The 19,833-nt window shown below is 70.6% G+C and carries 19 protein-coding genes; 7 read left to right on the top strand and 12 right to left on the bottom strand.

Annotated features, from left to right (window positions below; translation table 11 throughout):
* Positions 1 to 2 precede the first annotated feature (2 nt).
* The 3 genes from ACFRKB_RS03900 to ACFRKB_RS03890 are packed head-to-tail and all read left to right on the top strand — an operon-like array spanning position 3 to position 3,612.
* Positions 3 to 527 carry a PadR family transcriptional regulator gene (locus tag ACFRKB_RS03900; protein WP_383103045.1) on the top strand — a complete coding sequence of 175 codons (525 nt, stop codon included), beginning with the start codon at positions 3 to 5 and terminating at the stop codon, positions 525 to 527.
* Positions 524 to 1,210 (top strand): ABC transporter ATP-binding protein, encoded by a 687-nt coding sequence (locus tag ACFRKB_RS03895; RefSeq protein WP_383103043.1) that lies wholly within the window; start codon positions 524 to 526, stop codon positions 1,208 to 1,210. Before ACFRKB_RS03900 ends, ACFRKB_RS03895 begins: the two co-directional genes overlap by 4 nt.
* Complete coding sequence (locus ACFRKB_RS03890) at positions 1,207 to 3,612, top strand: FtsX-like permease family protein (RefSeq protein ID WP_383103042.1); 2,406 nt, start codon at positions 1,207 to 1,209, stop codon at positions 3,610 to 3,612. Before ACFRKB_RS03895 ends, ACFRKB_RS03890 begins: the two co-directional genes overlap by 4 nt.
* Before the next feature lie 19 nt (positions 3,613 to 3,631).
* Here the strand turns inward: ACFRKB_RS03890 and ACFRKB_RS03885 are convergent, their stop codons facing one another.
* A complete protein-coding gene (locus tag ACFRKB_RS03885; protein WP_383103041.1) occupies positions 3,632 to 4,642 on the bottom strand; it encodes a hydrogen peroxide-inducible genes activator in 1,011 nt (336 codons plus the stop codon).
* A 189-nt stretch (positions 4,643 to 4,831) separates the two neighbouring features.
* Between ACFRKB_RS03885 and ACFRKB_RS03880 the strand changes: the two genes are divergently transcribed.
* Together ACFRKB_RS03880 and ACFRKB_RS03875 are read left to right on the top strand one after the other, a co-directional pair.
* Complete coding sequence (locus ACFRKB_RS03880) at positions 4,832 to 5,386, top strand: peroxiredoxin (RefSeq protein WP_365973618.1); 555 nt, start codon at positions 4,832 to 4,834, stop codon at positions 5,384 to 5,386.
* A gap of 6 nt (positions 5,387 to 5,392) precedes the next feature.
* Positions 5,393 to 5,941 (top strand): alkyl hydroperoxide reductase, encoded by a 549-nt coding sequence (locus tag ACFRKB_RS03875; RefSeq protein WP_383103040.1) that lies wholly within the window; start codon positions 5,393 to 5,395, stop codon positions 5,939 to 5,941.
* Positions 5,942 to 6,039: 98 nt separating this feature from the next.
* Here ACFRKB_RS03875 and ACFRKB_RS03870 read toward each other — a convergent pair whose 3' ends face one another.
* The 5 genes from ACFRKB_RS03870 to ACFRKB_RS03850 form a co-directional block, all read right to left on the bottom strand.
* Positions 6,040 to 6,858, bottom strand: a complete 819-nt coding sequence (locus tag ACFRKB_RS03870) for a hypothetical protein (RefSeq protein ID WP_383103038.1) — start codon at positions 6,856 to 6,858, stop codon at positions 6,040 to 6,042.
* Positions 6,855 to 8,222, bottom strand: a complete 1,368-nt coding sequence (locus ACFRKB_RS03865) for an AI-2E family transporter (protein WP_383103036.1) — start codon at positions 8,220 to 8,222, stop codon at positions 6,855 to 6,857. The genes ACFRKB_RS03870 and ACFRKB_RS03865 overlap by 4 nt, the downstream gene beginning before the upstream one ends.
* 153 nt (positions 8,223 to 8,375) lie before the next feature.
* A complete protein-coding gene (locus ACFRKB_RS03860; RefSeq protein WP_383103035.1) occupies positions 8,376 to 9,077 on the bottom strand; it encodes an aggregation-promoting factor C-terminal-like domain-containing protein in 702 nt (233 codons plus the stop codon).
* Between the two features lie 388 nt (positions 9,078 to 9,465).
* Entirely contained in the window at positions 9,466 to 10,800 is a 1,335-nt protein-coding gene (locus tag ACFRKB_RS03855; RefSeq protein ID WP_383103033.1) for a PhoH family protein, read from the bottom strand.
* A gap of 374 nt (positions 10,801 to 11,174) precedes the next feature.
* Positions 11,175 to 11,936: an isoprenyl transferase gene (locus ACFRKB_RS03850; protein WP_383103282.1), complete on the bottom strand. Its 762-nt coding sequence runs from the start codon at positions 11,934 to 11,936 to the stop codon at positions 11,175 to 11,177.
* 149 nt (positions 11,937 to 12,085) lie between these two features.
* Between ACFRKB_RS03850 and mgrA the strand changes: the two genes are divergently transcribed.
* Positions 12,086 to 13,123 (top strand): L-glyceraldehyde 3-phosphate reductase, encoded by a 1,038-nt coding sequence (gene mgrA / locus ACFRKB_RS03845; RefSeq protein ID WP_383103031.1) that lies wholly within the window; start codon positions 12,086 to 12,088, stop codon positions 13,121 to 13,123.
* Between the two features lie 307 nt (positions 13,124 to 13,430).
* Here mgrA and ACFRKB_RS03840 read toward each other — a convergent pair whose 3' ends face one another.
* Complete coding sequence (locus ACFRKB_RS03840; RefSeq protein ID WP_383103030.1) at positions 13,431 to 14,213, bottom strand: class I SAM-dependent methyltransferase; 783 nt, start codon at positions 14,211 to 14,213, stop codon at positions 13,431 to 13,433.
* Between the two features lie 116 nt (positions 14,214 to 14,329).
* On the bottom strand, positions 14,330 to 15,328 hold the full coding sequence (locus tag ACFRKB_RS03835; protein ID WP_383103029.1) for a prepilin peptidase: 999 nt from the start codon (positions 15,326 to 15,328) through the stop codon (positions 14,330 to 14,332).
* A 127-nt stretch (positions 15,329 to 15,455) separates the two neighbouring features.
* On the opposite strand from ACFRKB_RS03835, the gene ACFRKB_RS03830 reads away from it, so the two are divergent.
* Entirely contained in the window at positions 15,456 to 15,827 is a 372-nt protein-coding gene (locus tag ACFRKB_RS03830; protein ID WP_383103027.1) for a DUF192 domain-containing protein, read from the top strand.
* Between the two features lie 13 nt (positions 15,828 to 15,840).
* Here the strand turns inward: ACFRKB_RS03830 and ACFRKB_RS03825 are convergent, their stop codons facing one another.
* The 4 genes from ACFRKB_RS03825 to ACFRKB_RS03810 form a co-directional block, all read right to left on the bottom strand.
* Entirely contained in the window at positions 15,841 to 16,608 is a 768-nt protein-coding gene (locus ACFRKB_RS03825; RefSeq protein ID WP_383103025.1) for a hypothetical protein, read from the bottom strand.
* 188 nt (positions 16,609 to 16,796) lie between these two features.
* A complete protein-coding gene (locus tag ACFRKB_RS03820) occupies positions 16,797 to 17,339 on the bottom strand; it encodes a hypothetical protein (RefSeq protein WP_383103023.1) in 543 nt (180 codons plus the stop codon).
* A 197-nt stretch (positions 17,340 to 17,536) separates the two neighbouring features.
* Positions 17,537 to 18,049 carry a hypothetical protein gene (locus ACFRKB_RS03815; RefSeq protein ID WP_383103022.1) on the bottom strand — a complete coding sequence of 171 codons (513 nt, stop codon included), beginning with the start codon at positions 18,047 to 18,049 and terminating at the stop codon, positions 17,537 to 17,539.
* A 50-nt stretch (positions 18,050 to 18,099) separates the two neighbouring features.
* The gene (locus ACFRKB_RS03810) at positions 18,100 to 19,695 is read right to left on the bottom strand and encodes a polymorphic toxin-type HINT domain-containing protein (RefSeq protein WP_383103020.1); all 1,596 of its coding nucleotides are present in this window, start codon (positions 19,693 to 19,695) and stop codon (positions 18,100 to 18,102) included.
* Between the last annotated feature and the right edge of the window lie 138 nt (positions 19,696 to 19,833).

The following is a 19,833-nucleotide window of genomic DNA, read 5'->3' as shown; positions in this document are numbered from 1 at the left end:
ACATGTCAATCGGTCACACTCTTCTCGGACTCCTGGAGTCGGGACCGCGCCACGGATACGACCTCAAGCGGTCCTTCGACGATCAATTCGGCCGCGACCGCCCCCTGCACTACGGACAGGTCTACTCGACCATGTCCCGGCTGCTGAAGAACGGGCTCGTCGCGGTCGACGGCGTCGAGAGCGGCGGCGGTCCCGAGCGCAAGAGATACGCGATCACCGAGGCCGGTGTCACCGATGTCACCACATGGCTCGCACAGCCGGAGAGCCCGGAGCCGTACCTCCAGTCGACCCTCTACACCAAGGTCGTCATCGCGCTGCTCACCGGCCGCAGCGCCGCCGATCTGCTCGACACGCAGCGCGCCGAGCATCTGCGGAAGATGCGCGAACTCACCGCGCGCAAGCGCGAGGGCGACCTCGCCGACCAGCTGATCTGCGATCACGCGCTGTTCCATCTGGAGGCCGATCTGCGCTGGCTGGAGCTGACCGCGGCCCGGCTGGACCGGCTCGCCACCGCGGTACGCCGATGACCCCCGCCGGCTCCCTGCTCATCGCCGACGGACTGCGCAAGTCGTACGGACCGACCCCCGCGCTCGACGGAGTGACGTTCTCGATCCACCCGGGCGAAGTCGTCGCCCTCATGGGTCCGTCGGGCTCCGGCAAGTCGACGCTGCTGCACTGCCTCGCCGGGATCGTGTCCCCCGACTCGGGCACGATCACCTATCGGGGCCGGGTGCTGACCGATATGCCGGACGCGGAGCGCAGCGCCCTGCGCCGTTCCGAGTTCGGCTTCGTCTTCCAGTTCGGCCAGCTCGTACCCGAACTGACCTGCCTGGAGAACGTGGCGCTGCCCCTGCGGCTCACCGGCGTCCGGCGCAAGGACGCCCAACGCGCCGCGCGGGAGTGGCTGGAGCGGCTGGAGGTCGCCGACATCGGGGCCAAGCGCCCCGGCGAGGTCTCCGGCGGACAGGGCCAGCGCGTCGCGGTCGCCCGTTCCCTGGCCGGCTCACCGCGCGTGATCTTCGCCGACGAACCGACCGGCGCGCTCGACTCCTTCAACGGCGAGCGGGTGATGGAGCTGCTGACCGAGGCGGCCAGGTCCACCAGCGCCGCCGTCGTCCTGGTCACCCATGAGGCGCGGGTCGCCGCCTACTCGGACCGAGAGGTGATCGTGCGGGACGGAAGGGTCCGCGAGTCGGAGTTCACCGTATGACGCTCCTCGACCGCCCCCCGTCCACCGCATACGCTCCCCCGGTCCCGAAGCGGGCGCCCGGCCGGCTCCGCACCTGGCCCCGTGATCTCGGGCTCGGTATACGGTTCGCCGCCGCGGGCGGACGCGAGGGCTGGATCCGTACCCTCCTGACCGCCGTGGGGGTCGGGCTCGGTGTCACGCTGCTCTTCTTCGCCGCGTCCGTACCGCGGATGATCGACGCGCGCGCCGAGCGCGAGGGCGCCCGCGCCGTCGCGGAGGCGGCGGACGCGGCGCCGGTACCGCGCTCGGACACGACGCTGGTGTGGATCAACGCCGGGACCGAGTACCGCGGTTCCACCGTAGGCGGCCGGCTGCTGCGCCCGGACGGCGCCCGCCCGCCACTGCCGCCCGGTGTCGCGGAGATCCCGGGGCCCGGCGAGATGGTGGTCTCCCCCGCGCTGCGGGAGCTGCTGGACTCGCCCGGCGGCGCGCTGCTCAAGGAGCGGCTGGGCCACCGCGTCACCGGCACCATCACCGACGCCGGTCTGCTCGACCCGGAGGAACTGCGCTTCTACGCGGGCAGCGACACCCTCACCCAGGCCAAGGGCGGCCATCGGACGGCCGGTTACGGCTCCGTCGTCCAGCCCTCGCCGCTCGACCCGTACCTGATCGTGCTGATCGTCCTGATCTCCGTGGTGCTGCTGATGCCGGTGGTCATCTTCATCGCCACCGCCGTCCGCTTCGGCGGCGAGCGCAGGGACCGCAGACTCGCCGCGCTGCGGCTGGTGGGCGCCGACATCGCGATGACCCGGCGCATCGCGGCCGGGGAGGCGCTGTTCGGCGCGGCGCTCGGTCTGCTCGCCGGATTCGGGCTCTTCATGGCGCTGCGGCCGCTGGCGGGCGGGGTGCGGCTGTGGAACCTCAGCGCCTTCCCCGCCGATCTGGCTCCGGCTCCGGCGCTCGCCGCGCTGATCGTGGCGGCCGTACCGGTGACGGCGGTCGTGGTGACGCTGGTCGCGCTGCGCTCGGTCACCATCGAACCGCTGGGTGTCGTACGCGAGGCCCGCCCCCGGCGCCGGCGGCTGTGGTGGCGGCTGCTGATGCCGGTCGCCGGTGTCACCGTCCTGAGTACGGTCGGAACGGTCGGCGAGGGCACCGCCGTCGACCCGTACCCCATCGCGGCGGGTGCGGTCCTGGTGCTGGCCGGGCTGACCACCCTGCTGCCCTGGCTCGTCGAGGCCGTGGTGGCGGGACTGACCGGCGGACCGGTGCCTTGGCAGCTCGCCGCCCGCCGGCTCCAGCTGAGCGGCGGCTCGGCGTCCCGGGCGGTCATCGGCATCACCGCGGCGGTGGCGGGCGCCATCGCCGTCCAGATGATGTTCGCCGCGATGCACGAGGAGTTCGTCAGGCCCACCGGCCAGGACCCGACCCGCGCGAACATCACCGTCCAGGCGTCGTACGGCAGCGGGCGGCTGGCCCAGGAGATGACCGACGGCTTCCGCGGCACCGAGGGCGTCACGGCGGCCGTCGCCGTGGCCGAGAGCTATGCGGTCAGGCCGGGGCCCGTGGCCCGGCACGAGATCCAGCCCACCACCACCCTGACCGTCGGCGCCTGCGCCACCCTGCGGGAGCTGGCCGAGCTGCCGTCCTGCGAGGACGGAGACGCCTTCGTGTCCCATGTCCCGGGGCAGCAGGAGCAGAACGACTGGGTCGACGAGACGGCCAGGCCGGGCAAACCGGTCAGCCTCGGCACCCGAACCGTGAACGGCGCTCCGGCGCCCTCGCTGTGGACGCTGCCCGCGTCGGCCCGTACGGTCGAGGCCAGGACCGACCCGGTGGGCAGGAAGACCGACGGCATCCTCGCCACCCCGGGCGCCCTCGACCCGGGCCGCATGCCCGACGCGCTGACCACCGCCACGATCCGGATCGACGAACGGGTCGCGGACGCCGAGGAGTACGTACGCAACACGGCGGCCGCGCTCGACCCGACGATGCAGGTGTTCACCCCCAAGGCCATCGAACGCGACAAACAGTACGCGAGCGTACAGACCGGCCTGCTGGCCGGCGGCACCGCCACGATGGCCCTGATCGCCGCGAGCATGCTGGTCGCCCAGATCGAGCAACTGCGCGAGCGCCGACGCCTGCTGTCGGTCCTGGTGGCCTTCGGCACCCGCCGCTCGACACTCGCCTGGTCGGTGCTCTGGCAGACCGCGATCCCGGTCGCGCTCGGCACGCTGCTGGCCATCGCGGGCGGCCTGACCCTCGGTGCCGTACTGCTGGACATGGTCGCCAAACCGGTCGCCGACTGGTGGGTCTTCGTCCCCTTCGCGGGCGCGGGCATCGCGATGATCCTGCTGGTGACGCTGGCCGGGCTGCCGGCGCTGTGGCGGATGACGCGACCGGACGGCCTGCGGTCGGAGTGACCGTACGGCGCGTGCGGTGTCAGCCCTGCCCCGGCGCGCGCGCGGGCCCCGGAGCCGGAGCGGCCAGGCGCACCGGGAGGGCTCGCAGGGACTCCCGCAGCGCGTCCGCGAAGGTCTCGAACTCCCCGCCGCGCGCCGCCCCCGTGCGCATCGCCAGCGCGATCCTGCGCGCCGGGGCGGGGTCCGCGAAGTATCCCGTGGCGAGCCGGTCGTTGCGGCCGGTCTCGACCTGTACGGCCGTACGCGGCAGCAGCGTGACCCCGAGGCCGCCCGCGACGAGTTGTACCAGCGTGGACAGACCGGCCGCCGTGGTCGTCACGGGCACCCCGTCGGTGCGGCCCGCCTCCCGGCAGATGTCCAGCGCCTGGTCGCGCAGGCAGTGTCCCTCGTCCAGGAGCAGCAGCGGCAGCTCGCGCAGCGCCTCGCGCGGCAGGCCGTGACAGCCGCCGAGGGGGTGACCGTCGGGGGTGACCAGAACGAAGTCCTCGTCGAAGAGCGGCAGTTCGGTGACCGAGGGCTGGCCGAGCGGCACGGCGAGCAGCAGCAGATCCAGCCGGCCCGCCGCCAGACCGTCCAGCAGGGAGGAGGTCTGCTCCTCGTGCACCTGGAGGTCCAGCTCCGGGTAACGCTCGTGGACCAGCCGGAGCACCGTCGGCAGCAGATACGGCGCGACGGTCGGGATCACGCCGAGCCTGAGAACGCCGGTGAAGGGCGCGCGTACCGCCTCGGCCTCGTCCACCAGCGCGCCCACCGCGTCCAGTACGGCCATCGCCCGGGAGGCCAGCCGCTCACCGGCCGGGGAGAGCAGCACCTTACGGGTCGTACGCTCCACGAGCTGGACGCCGAGGACCTCCTCCAGCGCCGAGAGAGCGCCGGAGAGCGCGGGCTGGCTCATCCCGATCGCGGCGGCCGCGTCCCGGAAGTGCAGATGCTCGGCCACCGCCGCGAAGGCGCGCAGCTGGGACAGGCTGGGCTGTTTGCCCCGCGGGCCGGACTGCCTGACATGCTGCGCGACCGACCCCGACCCCACCGGCTCCGACCTCACCGACCCCGACCCCGACCCCGACCCCACTGAACCGACCTCACTGATAGGCACCTCCGATCACGGCGACCGAGTCTAGCTATTTCTGTGATCAATGCCGACTGTGCCACCATCAGTGAGCCGTCCGACCACCCGGAAGCCCCCAAAAGGGACTTCCCGCCCCCGCAAGGAGCGCCCGTGCTCACCGTTGGTGACAAGTTCCCCTCGTTCGAACTGACTGCCTGTGTCTCGCTGGAGAAGGGCAAGGAGTTCGAGGAGATCAACCACAAGACCTACGAGGGCAAGTGGAAGGTCATCTTCGCCTGGCCCAAGGACTTCACCTTCGTGTGCCCGACCGAGATCGCGGCCTTCGGCCGGCTGAACGACGAGTTCGCCGACCGTGACGCCCAGATCCTCGGCTTCTCCGGCGACTCCGAGTTCGTGCACCACGCCTGGCGCAAGGACCACCCGGACCTGCGCGACCTGCCCTTCCCGATGCTCGCCGACTCCAAGCACGAGCTGATGCGCGACCTCGGCATCGAGGGCGCGGACGGCTTCGCGCAGCGTGCCGTCTTCATCGTCGACCCGAACAACGAGATCCAGTTCACGATGGTGACCGCCGGTTCCGTGGGCCGTAACCCCAAGGAGGTCCTGCGGGTGCTCGACGCCCTGCAGACCGACGAGCTGTGCCCGTGCAACTGGAACAAGGGCGAGAACACCCTCGACCCCGTCAAGCTCCTGTCGGGCGAGTGATCTCCGATGGCCCTCGATGAACTGAAGTCGGCCCTGCCCGACTACGCCAAGGACCTGCGGCTGAACCTCGGTTCGGTCATCGGCAACAGCGGGCTGCCGGCCCAGCAGCTCTGGGGCACCGTGCTGGCCTGCGCGATCGCCTCGCGCTCGGCGCGGGTGCTGCGCGAGCTGGAGCCGGAGGCGAAGGCGAACCTGAGCGCCGAGGCGTACACCGCCGCCAAGTCGGCCGCCGCGATCATGGCGATGAACAATGTCTTCTACCGGACCCGGCATCTGCTGTCGGACCCCGAGTACGGGACGCTGCGGGCCGGTCTGCGGATGAACGTCATCGGCAACCCCGGTGTGGAGAAGGTCGACTTCGAGCTGTGGTCGCTCGCCGTCTCGGCCGTCAACGGCTGTGGCCAGTGCCTCGACTCGCACGAGCAGGTGCTCCGCACGGCCGGTGTGGACCGGGAGACGATCCAGGAAGCCTTCAAGATCGCCTCGGTGATCCAGGCGGTCGGTACAACGCTCGACGCCGAGGCCGTGCTCGCGGAGGCCGTACCCGCCGAGTAGGGCCCGTACGGGACCGGCCCCCGCGCTCCGGCCTCCGGGTGGAGCACGGGGGCCGGTCCCGTCAGCCTGTCCGCCGCGTCATGCCTCGTCTTTCCTCGTTATTCCTTGACGGCGGCCATCAGCGCCTTCATGTCCTCGACCATGGCGGGTTCGAGGACCGCGGGATCGATCGGTTCCGGATCCGCGGGCTCTCCGTCGCCGGGCGGGCCCTGGACGACGGACTGGCTCACGATCCCGATCGAGAACACGGCCCGGCCGTCGAGGACCTTCAGCTCCGGCGTGTAGCCGCCCGAGTCCGTCATCAGATAGGCGCGCTCGCCCAGTTCCGGGATCCGCTTGGTCTTGCGCTCGATGACATGAGAGAGCGCGAGCGGCGTCAGCGTCGCCTCGAACTCCGGTGCCGGATCGGTCTCCTTGTGCAGGCTGTAGTTGACGGTGACGGACGAGTACGACGTCGGCAGGGCGTCGTCCTTCGCCTCGCCCGGCCGTCCCGGCATCATCGTGACATCGCAGAAGGACCGGTCGATGGCGCGCTGTTCCTCCACCGCGTGCCGCGACTCCCGCCGCGCACCGAGGATCTCGGAGAGCGCGGACAGATCGGCGTCCTGGCAGACGTCCTCGCTGATCCGGTAGCCGCGCAGATCCGGCCCGGTCCTGTCGTACGCGTACAGTCCGCCCGCCCAGACGGCGGAGGCGACCACCGCGCCGCCGAGGGCCCAGAGCCACCGGACGCGGTGCGGCGGCAGCGTCGGCAGTCCGTCGCCGACGACCGTCCCGAACCCGTCCGTCCCGGACCGGTACGCCCCGGACCCGTCAGGCGGCCCGGACCCGTCGGGCGGTCCGGGAGCCTCCGGGGCCGGCGGTCGCGTACGGTCCCGCCCGCCGTCCTCGCCTTCCAGTTCCGGCTCGGAGATCACTCCCGGCCGTCCCCCGCCTCGGCGGTGACGGGCCCGGCCGCCGGAGCCGCGGCCGGGGCTTCCGGAGTCTCCTCGGAGGGGGACGGGGCCGGGGAGGACGGAGACGGGGCCGGTTCCCGCACCGGCGCGGCAGGCAGGGTCTGGCCCGCGCTGTACGCCCGGAGATAGCCGACGACCGTATTGGTCACCGCCACCAGCGGCACCGCCACCACCGCCCCACCGATGCCCGCGACCAGACTGCCGATCGCCACGGAGAGCACGACGGCGAGCGGATGCACCCGTACCGCGCGGCCCAGGATGAAGGGCTGCAGCACATGCCCCTCGATCTGCTGGACCCCGAGGACGACGCACAGCACCATCAGCGCCGTGAACACGTCCTGGGTCACCAGCGCGACGACCACCGCCAGCGCGCCCGACACCAGCGCGCCCACCAGCGGGATGAAGGCGCCGAGGAAGATGAAGACCGCGAGCGGCACGGCCAGCGGGACATTGAGGAAGTAGAGCCCCAGGCCGATGAAGAGCGCGTCGATCAGCGCCACCAGGACCGTGCCGCGCACATACGCGGTCAGGGTGCGCCAGGCGCGCGGCCCGGCTCCGGCGACGCCCTCACGGGCCTGGGCCGGGACGAGCTTGAGCGTCCAGTGCCAGATCTTCCTGCCGTCGTACAGCAGGAAGAGCGTCGAGAACATCGCGAGGACGATGCCGGTCAGCAGCTCGACGATCACGGTCAGGCCCTGGAGCCCGGCGGACGTGATCTTCTCGGTGTTGGAACCGACGGCATCGCTCAGGGTCTTCGCGATGTCATTGATCTGGGCCTCGGTCACATGGAACGGGCTGTCCAGCAGCCAGCGCTTCAGCTCGTTGATGCCGTCCGTGACGCGGTTGGAGAGATCGTCGATGTTCTCCATGACCTGCCACACCACGAACCAGCCGACCAGTCCCATGAGGACGAAGCCGGCGACCGCGGTGAGGGCCGTGGCCAGCCCGCGCGGCATGCCGTGCCGCTTGAGCCAGGCGACCGTGGGCTGGAGGAGCGCCGTGATCAGCAGACCGGCGGCGAAGGCCATGACGACCAGCTGTACGGCGCCGATGACCCGCATCAGCACCCAGAGGAGCCCGGCGAGGACGAGCAGCCGCCAGGCCGCCTCGCCCGCGACCCGCATCCCCCAGGGGATGGCGGAGACGGGGTCGGGCTTGGTGGCGACGGAGGGGGCGTACGCCGGGGGCGGGGGGACGTTCTCGGGCGCGGTCCTGGGGACCGGCCGGTCGGCCTCCTCGGCCTCGGCCCTGCGCTGGTCCAGCCGCTCTCCCATACGGGTCAGTTCGGCACCGACCTGACCGAGCCATGCGGGCACTTTCGACATGAAGCTTCCTCTTCCCCCCTGCGCTGTCCCCAACTCACTCCCCCCGGAGCACGTTCGAATCGACCGTACACGTGCGAGGCCCCCCGCCGTAGGACGGCGGGGGGCCTCGTGAGGTTGAGCGTCGGCGGGACCTGGTTCAGCCGGTCACGTCGTCTAGTACCAGTTGTTGGCCTGCCAGAACGACCAGGCGCCGCAGGGGCTGCCGTAACGGCCGTCCATGTAGTTCAGACCCCACTTGATCTGCGTGGCCGGGTTGGTCTGCCAGTCGGCGCCGGCCGAGGACATCTTGGAGCCGGGCAGCGCCTGCACGAGACCGTAGGCACCGGAAGACGGGTTCTGCGCCCGGTAGTTCCAGGTGGACTCGTGGTTCACGATGTTGCTGAAGCACTGGAACTGGTCCGCGGGGACCATCTGCCGCGCCATCGCCTTGACCTCGGCGACGGTGTACGAGGCCTGCTGGGGGAAGGAGCCGGACGTCGCCTTGGAGCGGGCCTCTTCACGGCTCGCGCGCTCCTCGGCCTCCTTGCGCTCGCGCTCGGCCGCGTCGTCCGCGGCCTGCTTCTTCGCCTTGGCGTCCTTGGCAGCCTGGATACGGGCCGCTTCCTCCGCCGACTTCTTGGCGGTCGCGTCGGCGGCGGCGGCCTGTACATCGGCCTGCTGCGTCAGCGACGCGGTCTGCACCTGGGCCTGCTGGCCCGCGGGGATGTCAGCGAGGAGCGTCATGTCGGCTGCGGTCGCCTCGAAATTGTCGTCCGAGACCTGGGGGTCGCCCGAGGCGACACCCACGACAGCGCCGACGGTGGTGACCGCAGTGGCAGATGCCACGGCGAATCCCCGGACCGAGATCCGGCTCACACGGTGTCCTTCCAGCATCATCCGCACACGTGACCTCGCGGACGCAATCGTGCCCCTGGCACTGGTCTCCGTACTGCGGGGTCACGGGAGACACGGGCCCGGTGGGCAACCCCCCTACGGGGACTGCCGCGTGGTGCACGGGCGGCATACGGCGGCAGTTGTTGAGTTGTGTGGTGCCGCATCTCTGGAGATGCGCGTGTGCCGCATGCGGGGCCTGACGGAAGCAAGACTCTGCCGGAAGGTAACGGCGGGAGGCAATTCTTCGTTGCGTGGGAAAGCTCACATCCTGTTTGTCCCAGGAGAATCACGGAAATTGCGGCGCGACACAGCGCCGCCCGGCTAAGCTGCTGCGCTTTCGCCGGGCGGCGCCAAGTGGGGTGATACGGGGTTAGATCTGACCGTCCTCCAGCATTTCGGTCACCAGCGCCGCGATCGGTGAACGCTCGGAGCGGGTGAGCGTGACATGCGCGAAGAGCGGATGTCCCTTGAGCTTCTCGACGACGGCGACAATTCCGTCGTAACGCCCCACCCGGAGATTGTCGCGCTGGGCGACATCATGCGTGAGCACCACCCGGGAGTTCGCCCCGATACGGGACAGAACGGTCAGCAGTACGTTCCGTTCCAGGGACTGGGCCTCGTCGACGATGACGAAAGCGTCATGCAGGGACCGGCCCCGGATATGCGTGAGCGGCAGCACTTCGAGCATGCCGCGCCCCAGCACCTCCTCGATGACCTCACGGCCGGCGACGGCGGAGAGGGTGTCGAAGACGGCCTGCGCCCACGGGCTCATCTTCTCGGCCTCGGTGCCGGGCAGATAGCCCAGCTCCTGTCCGCCGACCGCGTACAACGGCCGGAAGACCATCACCTTCTGATGCTGCCTGCGCTCCAGGACCGCCTCCAGCCCCGCGCAGAGAGCCAGCGCCGACTTGCCGGTCCCCGCCCGGCCGCCCATCGACACGATGCCGATCTCCTGGTCGAGAAGGAGATCGAGCGCGATGCGCTGCTCGGCGCTGCGGCCGTGGATCCCGAAGGCCTCGCGGTCCCCGCGGACGAGCCGGACCTGGCCCTCCGCGGTGATCCGGCCGAGCGCCTTGCCGCGCTCGGACTGGAGCACCAGACCCGTGTGCACGGGCAGGTCGCTCACCTCGGGCACATAGAGGGAGTCCTCGGTGAACAGAAGGTCCACCTGATCCGCGGCGAGGGCCAGCTCGCTCATCCCCGTCCAGCCGGAGGAGCTGGACGACTCGGTGATGGCGAGTTCGGCGCGGTACTCCTCGGCGAGAAGCCCGACCGATGACGCCTTGATACGCAGCGGCAGGTCCTTGGAGACCACCGTGACGTCATACCCCTCGGCCTGCAGATTGCGGGCCACCGCGAGAATCCGTGAGTCGTTGTCCCCCAAGCGGAAGCCGGCGGGCAGGATGCCGGGATCAGAGTGGTTGAGCTCGACGCGCAGCGTGCCTCCCAGGTCGCCCAGGGGGATGGGGGCATCGAGACGGCCGTACCGGATTCGGAAGTCGTCGAGCAGGCGCAGCGCCTGCCGGGCGAAGTAGCCGAGCTCCGGATGGTGTCTCTTGGCCTCCAACTCCGTGATCACCACGATCGGGAGCACCACTTCGTGCTCGTCGAAGCGGGACATGGCGTTCGGATCGGCCAGCAGGACGCTGGTGTCGAGAACGTAGGTGCGCCTGTCGGGCATGCGGCGCTTTGTGCTGGTCACCACGGAAGGACGTACCCCCTCGGATGAGGTCGGGGTGCGACGGCGTCGCGGGCGGGTGGGCCGGGTCCTGACCCCATGCGCGGGCCGGACTCCGGCCCTCCATGTCGCCCGTACGACTCGGCGCACGGTCGTCCTGGTGCAAAGGGCCTCCCGGGCGGACGGCCCCATGCCGTCCGCTGAGATGCGACGCCCGCTGACTTGTTCTGGACGTCGACCTGGGGGAGGTATTCCCTCGAACACGCGCCGCCATGCCAGGGCGTAGGGCGGACGGTGGATGAACCGTGGGTGAAGCGAGCGGGCCGGCCCGGCGGAATCGGCCGGGCACCGGGCGGCGCCGAGCGGTCGCCTCGTGGCGTCCTGGCGGAAGAAGGGGGAGGTCAGGTCCCGTAACGCCGGTGACGTGCGGCGTAGTCGCGCAGCGCGCGCAGAAAGTCGACTTTACGGAAGGCCGGCCAGAAGACTTCGCAGAAGTAGTACTCCGAATGGGCGCTCTGCCAGAGCATGAAGCCCGAGAGACGCTGCTCTCCGCTGGTGCGGATGACCAGATCCGGATCCGGCTGGCCGCGCGTGTAGAGATGGGAGGAGATCAGGTCGACGTCGACGATCTCGGCGAGCTCCTCGAAAGAGGTTCCCTTGCTCGCGTGGTCGAGCAGAAGAGAGCTGACCGCGTCCGCGATCTCCTGCCGGCCGCCGTAACCCACGGCGACATTGACGAGTATTCCCTCATTGTCGACGGTGGCCTGTTCGGCCTCCTTGAGAACGGTCTGCGTATGGGCGGGCAGCAGATCGAGCGTGCCGACGTGGTGCACGCGCCAGCGGCCGTCGGCCGCCAGATCGCGGACCGCGTTCTCGACGATGGCGACGAGCGGAGTCAGTTCGTTCTCGGGACGGTCGAGATTGTCCGTGGAGAGCAGCCACAGCGTGACCACCTCGACCTTGGTCTCCGAGCACCAGCCCAGCAGCTCCTGGATCTTGTTGGCGCCGGCCTTGTGTCCTTGCTCGGCCGTGCCACCGGCCGCCCGCGCCCAGCGACGGTTGCCATCGAGGATGACTCCGATGTGCTTGGGCACCTGGGTGTGGTCGAGGCGGCCTTCCACCCGGCGTGCGTAGAGCCGATACACCAGGTCGCGCAGGTTCACTGAGTCCACCCTCTCGATTCCATGGGGACCGGCGCGTCCACTGACGGGATCCTGGGGCCGGCCCGGGGACCCCGAAGCCGTCACATTACTGCGCGGGCCCCACGGGAACCCAACCCGGGCTGTCACAAGTACGTGATAAGGAGAGAAGCGTGACTGATTTTCCCTCATACCTCGCAGCCGACGACCGGTACGACTCCATGGAGTACCGGCGCAGCGGACGCAGTGGCCTGAAACTGCCCGCGATCTCGCTCGGCCTCTGGCACAACTTCGGCGACGACCGCACCCTCGATTCACAGCGCGCGATCCTGCGCCGCGCCTTCGATCTCGGCATCACGCACTTCGATCTGGCGAACAACTACGGTCCGCCGCCGGGATCCGCCGAGCTGAATTTCGGCAAGATCTTCGCGCAGGACTTCTCGGCCTATCGGGATGAACTCATCATTTCGACCAAGGCCGGTTATTTGATGCATCCCGGTCCTTACGGTGAATGGGGTTCCCGTAAGTATCTGCTGTCGTCGCTGGACGCGTCCCTGAAGCGGATGGGGCTCGACCACGTCGATATCTTCTACTCCCACCGATTCGACCCGAACACCCCGCTGGAAGAGACGATGGGGGCGCTGGCGTCCGCCGTGCGGCAGGGCAAGGCGCTGTACGTCGGGGTGTCCTCGTACACCGCGGAGCAGACCGCGGAGGCGGCCGGGCTGCTGAAGGAGATGGGCGTGCCCGCGCTCATCCACCAGCCCTCGTACTCGATGATCAACCGCTGGACCGAGGACGACGGGCTGCTGGACACCCTGGAGGCGGCCGGGATGGGCTGTATCTCCTTCGTGCCGCTCGCCCAGGGGCTGCTGACGGACAAGTATCTGAAGGGCATCCCGGAGGGGTCGCGGGCCACCCAGGGCAAGTCCCTGGACCCCGGTCTGCTGTCGGACGAGGTCGTGCGGCGGCTGACCGGGCTGAACGAGATCGCGCGGCGGCGCGGTCAGTCGCTGGCGCAGCTGGCGCTGACGTGGGTGCTGCGCGACCCGCGGATGACATCCGCGCTGATCGGGGCGTCGAGTACGAAGCAGCTGGAGGAGAACGTCGCGGCGCTGGCCGGGCCGGAGCTCTCCGCCGAGGAGCTGAAGGAGATCGACGGCTTCGCGGTGGACACGGCGGGCACGAACATCTGGGCCGGACGGGGCTGACACAGAAGCTGACACAGAAAACGGGCCGGTCCGTGGGGGGGATACGGACCGGCCCGAGGGGGGGTTTCCACCATAACCCTTCATAACTGATGGTGGGCGCCGCGACGGGCCGTGCCGGCGCTCCGAAAACGGTGGTCGGTGGAGTGAGGCCCGTGGCACCAGGCATTTCAGGGCTCCCGGCGCGCGCGATGGCGAGTAGTTGCCACCCCGCGCCGTGACCCTCGGGAGCGAGCTCCGCGAGGGTGCCGGCTTGACGCGGGGGCCTCAGCGGCTGCGTACGGGAACCCCGGTGACCGCGTACGGGGCCTCAGTGACCGCGTACGGGCTTGACCGCCTCGATGAGAAAGCGTGTCGTGGTCGCCACGAAGGGCCCCTCGGCCTCGATACGGCGATGCAGCGCCGCGAGCCGGTCGCGGTGCTCCTCGACGGTGAAGCCCGGCACCATCCAGATCACCTTGCGCAGGAAGTAGACGACGGCCCCGATGTCGCGGAACTCCGTACGGAGGGAGGCCGAGCGCAGATCGACCACCTCCAGGCCCGCCGCCGTGGCCGTCTCCCTGGCCCGCTCGGGGTCGCGGGCGGCCCGTGCCTCGGGCGGCTGCGGCCCCAGGAAGTACTCGACGAGTTCGAAGACGCTGGCCGGGCCGACCTCCTGGGAGAAGTACCGGCCGCCGGGGCGCAGCACCCGCGCGATCTCCTCCCACCAGGCGTGTACGGGGTGGCGGCTGACGACCAGATCGAAGGCGCCGTCCGCGAAGGGCAGCGGCGGCTCGTCCGGGTCGGCGACGACCGCGACGCCGAGCGGGTGCAGCAGGGCGGTGGCACGGGCCACGTTCGGCGGCCAGGACTCGGTGGCCACGGTGAGCGGCGGAAGCGTCGGTACGGACGCGAGGACCTCGCCGCCGCCGGTCTGGATGTCCAGGGCGGCGGTGGCGCGCGACATCCGGTCCGCCATCGACCGGGCGTAACCCCAGGCGGGGCGCTCCTCGGTGGCCCGGCCGTCCAGCCAGGAGAAATCCCAGCCGTCGACGGAGACCGCCTCAGCCTCGGCGATCAGCTCTTCGAAGGTGCGGGTGTGGGTATGCGGCATGGGGTGATCGTGGCAGTGGCGCCGCCGGGCCCGCGAACGCTTTTCGGGCCGTACGGTCCGTACGGTCTGTCGGGCCGTACGGACCGTCGGGCGGCGGTCGGTTACGCGGGGGTCCGTTACGCGGCGGCGAGGGCGCCGAGGACGATGCCGGCCAGCGCGCCGACGATCATGAAGGGGCCGAAGGGAAACGCGGACTTGCGCCCGGCCCGGCGCAGCAGGATGAGCCCGAACCCGTAGAGCGAGCCCAGCAGGAAACCGGCGAAGGCCCCGACGAACAGGACGAGCCAGCCGTACCAGCCGAGCACGACGCCGAGCGAGAGGGCGAGCTTGACATCGCCGAAGCCCAGGCCGTTCGGGTTGATCAGGAACAGCACGAAGTAGCAGGCGCCGAGGACGAGTCCGCCGAGCAGCGCGGTCGGCCACGAGCCGCCGGGGCCCGTGCCGTCGTTGCCGCCGCCTCCGCCGTCGGGGAGCAGTGCGGCCACGCCCAGCAGTACGACGGCCGCCGCCGCGAGCGGCAGGGTCAGCCGGTCCGGCAGCCGGTGGACGGCGCGGTCGACGAGGGCCAGCAGTACGGCGAAGGGCGTGAGCAGCAGCCATACGGCGAGTTCGGGGCGGGGGCCGGTGGCGGCGGCGAGGACCGCGCAGACGAGGGCGGTGAGGAGAGGTATGGGGAGGGAGGGCGCGTAGCGGGCGCGGGCACTGGATTCGCCGACCGCCGTGCTCGTGGAAGCGCCCGCGGAGCCTGCGCCTGTGCCTGGGCCTGAGCCTGAGCCGGTGTGGGAGCCCGACTCGCTGTCGGCTTCGGGACCCGTCGCCGTATCGCTCGCTGTACCGGCGGGGGCGGTCGCGGCGGAGTGGCCGGTGCCGACGCCAGGGTTTTTGACGTCGGCACCGGTGCTCTCCGCCGTACCGGAGGACGCGGCCACCGCGCACCCCGTACACCTCGCGACGCCGAGCCATCCGCCGGCGGGCCCCGTGATCGGGTGTCCGGCCGGGCAGCTGTCCCGCCACGCGTCCTCCGGATCGACGGAGAGCCGGTAGGCGGCACGCGGCAGGAGCAGTCCGGTGGCCGTACCCCAGAGCGCGGCGACGACGATCAACGTGGCGTACACACCACCGACCCTAGGGCGCCCCGCCGGGCCCGGTCATGGGTCCAGGGGCCCACTCCCGGCGTCCCAGGGCCCGTCTTCACCCCTCCGGGGCCGCCCGGCCGGACTCCGGGCGCTACGGTCTACGGCCATGGGCACTTGGCGTAACGGCACAGGGCAGTTGACGGTGGCGGGGCAGGACGTACCGGTGGCGCTGGAGATCGCCGCGTCGTACGGGACACGGCGGCGCGGGCTGCTCGGGCGCGACGGGATGGCGGGCGCGCTGCTGATCACTCCGTGCAACAGCGTGCACACCTTCAGGATGCGCTTCACCATCGATGTGGCGTACCTGGACAAGGAGTTGAAGGTCATCGACGTCCACACGCTGAAGCCGGGCCGGCTCCCCCTGCCGCGCTGGCGGGCCCGCCATGTGCTGGAGGCGGAGGGCGGGGCGATGGAGCGGTGGGGGCTGCGGCGCGGGGTGCGGCTGAGTGTGAGCGTGGACGGGGAGCCCTCCGCGTAGGTCGAGGGGCGAGCTACATGAGCTTGGTGGCCTGGGCGGTGAGCAGGGCGGGCGGCAGCTGCGGGGTCGCGCCGTTCTCGAAGTTCGCGGTGTAGAACGTGGCGACCGTGCCGCCCACCCGTACGAGATGGAAGACGAGCGGGACCGGATCGCCCTCGAAGTCCCCCGTCAGCTGATAGGCGAGCGCGTCGTCCCCGGCCTTGACCGGGCTCAGCGGCTTCACGCCCGGGTACTTCGAGGGGCTGTCACCTCCGGAGGCCGTAAAGCCGTCCGCACACGCCGTGACGGCGGCCCGCAGCCGGTTGAACAGGGTGCTCGCGTCCCGTGTGCCGTGGGTGGTGAGGAATTCGGAGACGGCGGGGCGGTCGTTCTCGGGGCCGACGAGCTGGCGGTACGCGACGGCTTTCGCGAGAGGTTCCGGTTTGCCGTTGAGCACGGCGGTGAGGGGCAGGCACTCGCTCCTGTCGGCGGTCTCGCCCCCGGGCGGCGGGGCGTCCATCGGGCCGGACGTGAAGCCGGACACATCGCCGTCGGCGAGGACCGCCCGGTCCAACTCGCCCTGTGTGAGGACCTTTCCGCCGCTCGCTCCGATACCGGTGAGATCCGGGCGGGGGGTGGCCGCGAGCGAGGGTGCGGCGGGCGACGGGGTGGCCGACGAGGTGGCAGGGGGCGGGGTGGCCGGGGCCTCGCTGCCGGCTTCCTTCGCGTCGCTCTGCTCCCCGCCCCCGCAGGCGCCGATGAGGCCGAGCGCGAGCGCGGCGGTCACGGCGGCCAGGCCCACCCGCCGTGCCGTTCCGGGGGTGTCCGGGCACCGTGTGTCCGGGCTCTGTGTGAGCCGGCTCCGTGTGTGCGGGCTCTTTGTGTGCGGGCTCCGTGTGACCCGGCTCCGTGTGTCCGGCCCCTGTGTGTGAAGCGCGGGTGTGTGAAGCCCGGGTGTGGCCGGCGCCCGCGTGTCTTCGCCGCGTGTGCTCATCCGGACACCCCCAACTGGCTCGTGTCGCTCGGCACGTTCAGGCCGGCCGGCTCGGCGAGCCGTGTCACCTCGGCACCGGGGAAGGCGGCCACCGCTGCCTCCACGGCGCTCACGGTGTACACCGGCCGCTCGTCGGCCGAGGCGACATCCGAGGCCACCAGCCGCGCCCGGGTCACCAGCGTGGCGGACGATCCGCCTGCCGGGGCCGCCAGCCAGTACGTCTCCGAGTCGACGCGGTCGTCCGGATAGAGCACCGCGACCCCCGTACGGGCGGCGAAGGCCACGGCCAGCTCCGCCTCGGTCTCGGGCGCGCCGTACGCGACGGTCGCGGGCTGCACCTGTATGTCCAGGCTCATCGCCACATCGCCCCGCACCCGGTGGTGTGTACAGAGGACGAACGCCTCCCAGTCGCGCGCGTCCTGGCTGTCCACCTCGGCGCAGATGTCCACCTGGCCGGGCCGCACCCTCGTCGCGTACGCCAGTGCGGCGATGAGCTCGGACGGTTCAAGCCGTTGGCTGATCAAGAAGTTGCAGAGCATGTGCACGTTCCCCCGTCGATGTCTCCGGCGGCTCGCGCGTGGGCGTCCGGGTTCTGTGTTCCGGACGTACGCGACTCCAGCGAGGCGGACGCTATGCGCTCCGGGGCGCCGGGTCATGGGCCCTGGGGCCCCGTACACGCGTGGGTCCGGGCCCAAACCGGGGGCCCGGTCCGTTCCCGGTCCGCGCCTTGTCCTGCTTATCCGCCCGGCACGAGCGTGGTCTCGACTCCGCAGGCGCCGTCCCCGTACAGCTCCACCCAGCACTTCTCCTGCGCCTCGTTGCCGAGCCGGATGCCGAACGTCCAGGTGGGGTCGAGGAAGAGCGTATGGCCGCCCTCGAAGTCCAGGGCGAGGCACCGGCATTCCGCGCCGCCGCCCGGATAGACCCGGATCCGCGTACAGCGCCATTCGCTCCTGCCGTCGCCGAAGAGCTGCTCGCCGTACGAGGCGACGATCACCTCGTCCTCGGCGTCGGCCAGTACCCCGATGTCCGCCCAACTGACCGTCGGCACCTGGGCGGAGGCCAGCCGGTCGTACTGGCCGGTGGACTCGAAACGCAGGAAGCCGTCGTCCAGCCGCAGCCATACGGCCATCGGCTGCGGCCGGAACTCCGGTACGTCGCCGTCCCGGTCGATCCAGCCGGGGACGAGCACATCGCGGACATGGTGGGCGCGGAGCGCCCCTTCGACCGGCCGCCACTGGCTGCTCATCCCGGCTACCCCTTCTTCGCGTGTTTCCGCTCGGGCCGTTTCCGCTTCGGCTACTTCTTCTTGGGGACCTTCTGGGTGATCTCGATCGAGGTGTCGAGTCCTTCGCCGCTCTTGAGCGCCGTCCAGAAGTCGCCGTTCTCCCGCAGGACGACCGTCACGCCCTTGCCACGATAGATCAGCCCCTCCGGCTCGCCCTTCTTCAACGTACCCTTCCCGACCAGCTCGAATGTGCCGTCCTTGATGGCTTTTCCGATGTCCTCACGGAACCGGGGACCGTCCTCCTTCAGCTTCTTGTACTTCGTGCCGAGGGCGTCCTCGATGAGCTTCTTGTGCCGGAGGAAGTGGTCCTTGAACTTCTTGGCGTCGCCCTCGCCGACGTCCGGCTTCCTGGCCGCCTCGACGTCCTCCGGGGACATGTCGCAGTCGTTGTTGTGGACGAGTGCGGCGGCGGAGCCGATCCCTACGTAGTAGGTGTGGATGCCGGCGACGGTCAGGTCGTATGTGGTCTGCCGCTGTGTGTAGCGGGAGACGGCGGTGACCGTACGCGTCGAGCCCGTCGGGGTACGCAGTTCGTCACCCGGGGACAGCTCGCCGGCCTCGGCCCAGCGGCGCTCGTCGCTCAGCCAGAACGGGTGCGTGTCCGTGGCCGTGAGGCGGGCCGGTACGCCGCCGCCCAGCACCGTGAGCCGGGTGAAGTGCTTGTCGTCGTACGTGACGATGGTCCGCTGCACGGCACGGGGCTCCGTCACGCCCGTCACCGGGTCGGTGGCGAGGACGCGGGTGCCCACCGGGATACGGTCGATGGCGCGTCGTGTGCCGTCGGCGAGCAGCACCGGCGTACCGGGCAGGAAGCTGTGCCGGACGGGGCATGTGGTGGGTTTCTTGTCCGGTGTCTCCTTGTCGCCGTCTTTGGGTTTGCCCTTGTTCTCGGCGTCGAGTTTCCGCTTCGCGTCGGCGAGTTTGTCCTCGGCCTCGCTGACGCGTTTGCGGTTCTTGATCAGGCCCTTGATGCCGTCGTACAGATCACCGCCGTGCTTCTTCAGCTTTCTGATCAGCTCGACGGCCTTCTTCCACTTCCACGGCGCGCCGTACTTCGCGGCGAGCTTGCCCACGGCCCCGCCGATGAGGCTGAGCAGCACGTTGACGAGCGTCTCCGTACAGGCGCCCATGTCGCCCTTGGTGACGCAGTCCAGGGCGTCGGTGATCCCCAGCTCGTCGGCCAGGATCTTCGCCAGCTCCTTCGCGGCCTCCTTGGCCTTGTCGGAGTCGGACTTCTCGGCGGCCTGGGCGTCGTGGAGTTCCTTGAGGGCGGCCTCGTAGTCGATCTGGGTCTGCGGCTTCTCGCCACCGCCCGAATCAGCGGAGTCGGCGGAGTCGGAGGCGGGATCCTCCTGGTCTCCCTGGTCCCCCTGGTCGTCCGCGGCTTCGGTGTTGTCCCCGCCTCCACCGCCGCCCCCGCAGTTGTCGCCGCTGGTGATCCGGCACACCTGCGTGCTGAGCCCTTCGGCGATGGTCGGACCCACACCGGTCAGCACCAGCGTGCCGACGATCGCGGCGACGACCGCCACGAGACCGACATACTCCACGGCCCCCTGCCCCCGCTGCGCCCGACGCAGCCCGAGCAACCTGGTGCCGGTACGCGGCATGGACCTCCGTAAGGCCCTCCGCGCGCGACGACGCACACAACGCAATTGACGCACAACCCCCGATGGCGACATCCAGCCAGGATATCCGCGTATACCTGGCCGGTCTTGGGCCCCAGGACCCAACTCACGGCTCCCGCA

The sequence above is a fragment of the Streptomyces scopuliridis genome, assembly GCF_042790125.1.
GTDB classification, from domain to species: Bacteria; Actinomycetota; Actinomycetes; order Streptomycetales; family Streptomycetaceae; genus Streptomyces; species Streptomyces scopuliridis_A.
This window is presented reverse-complemented; position numbering and strand designations above follow the sequence as displayed.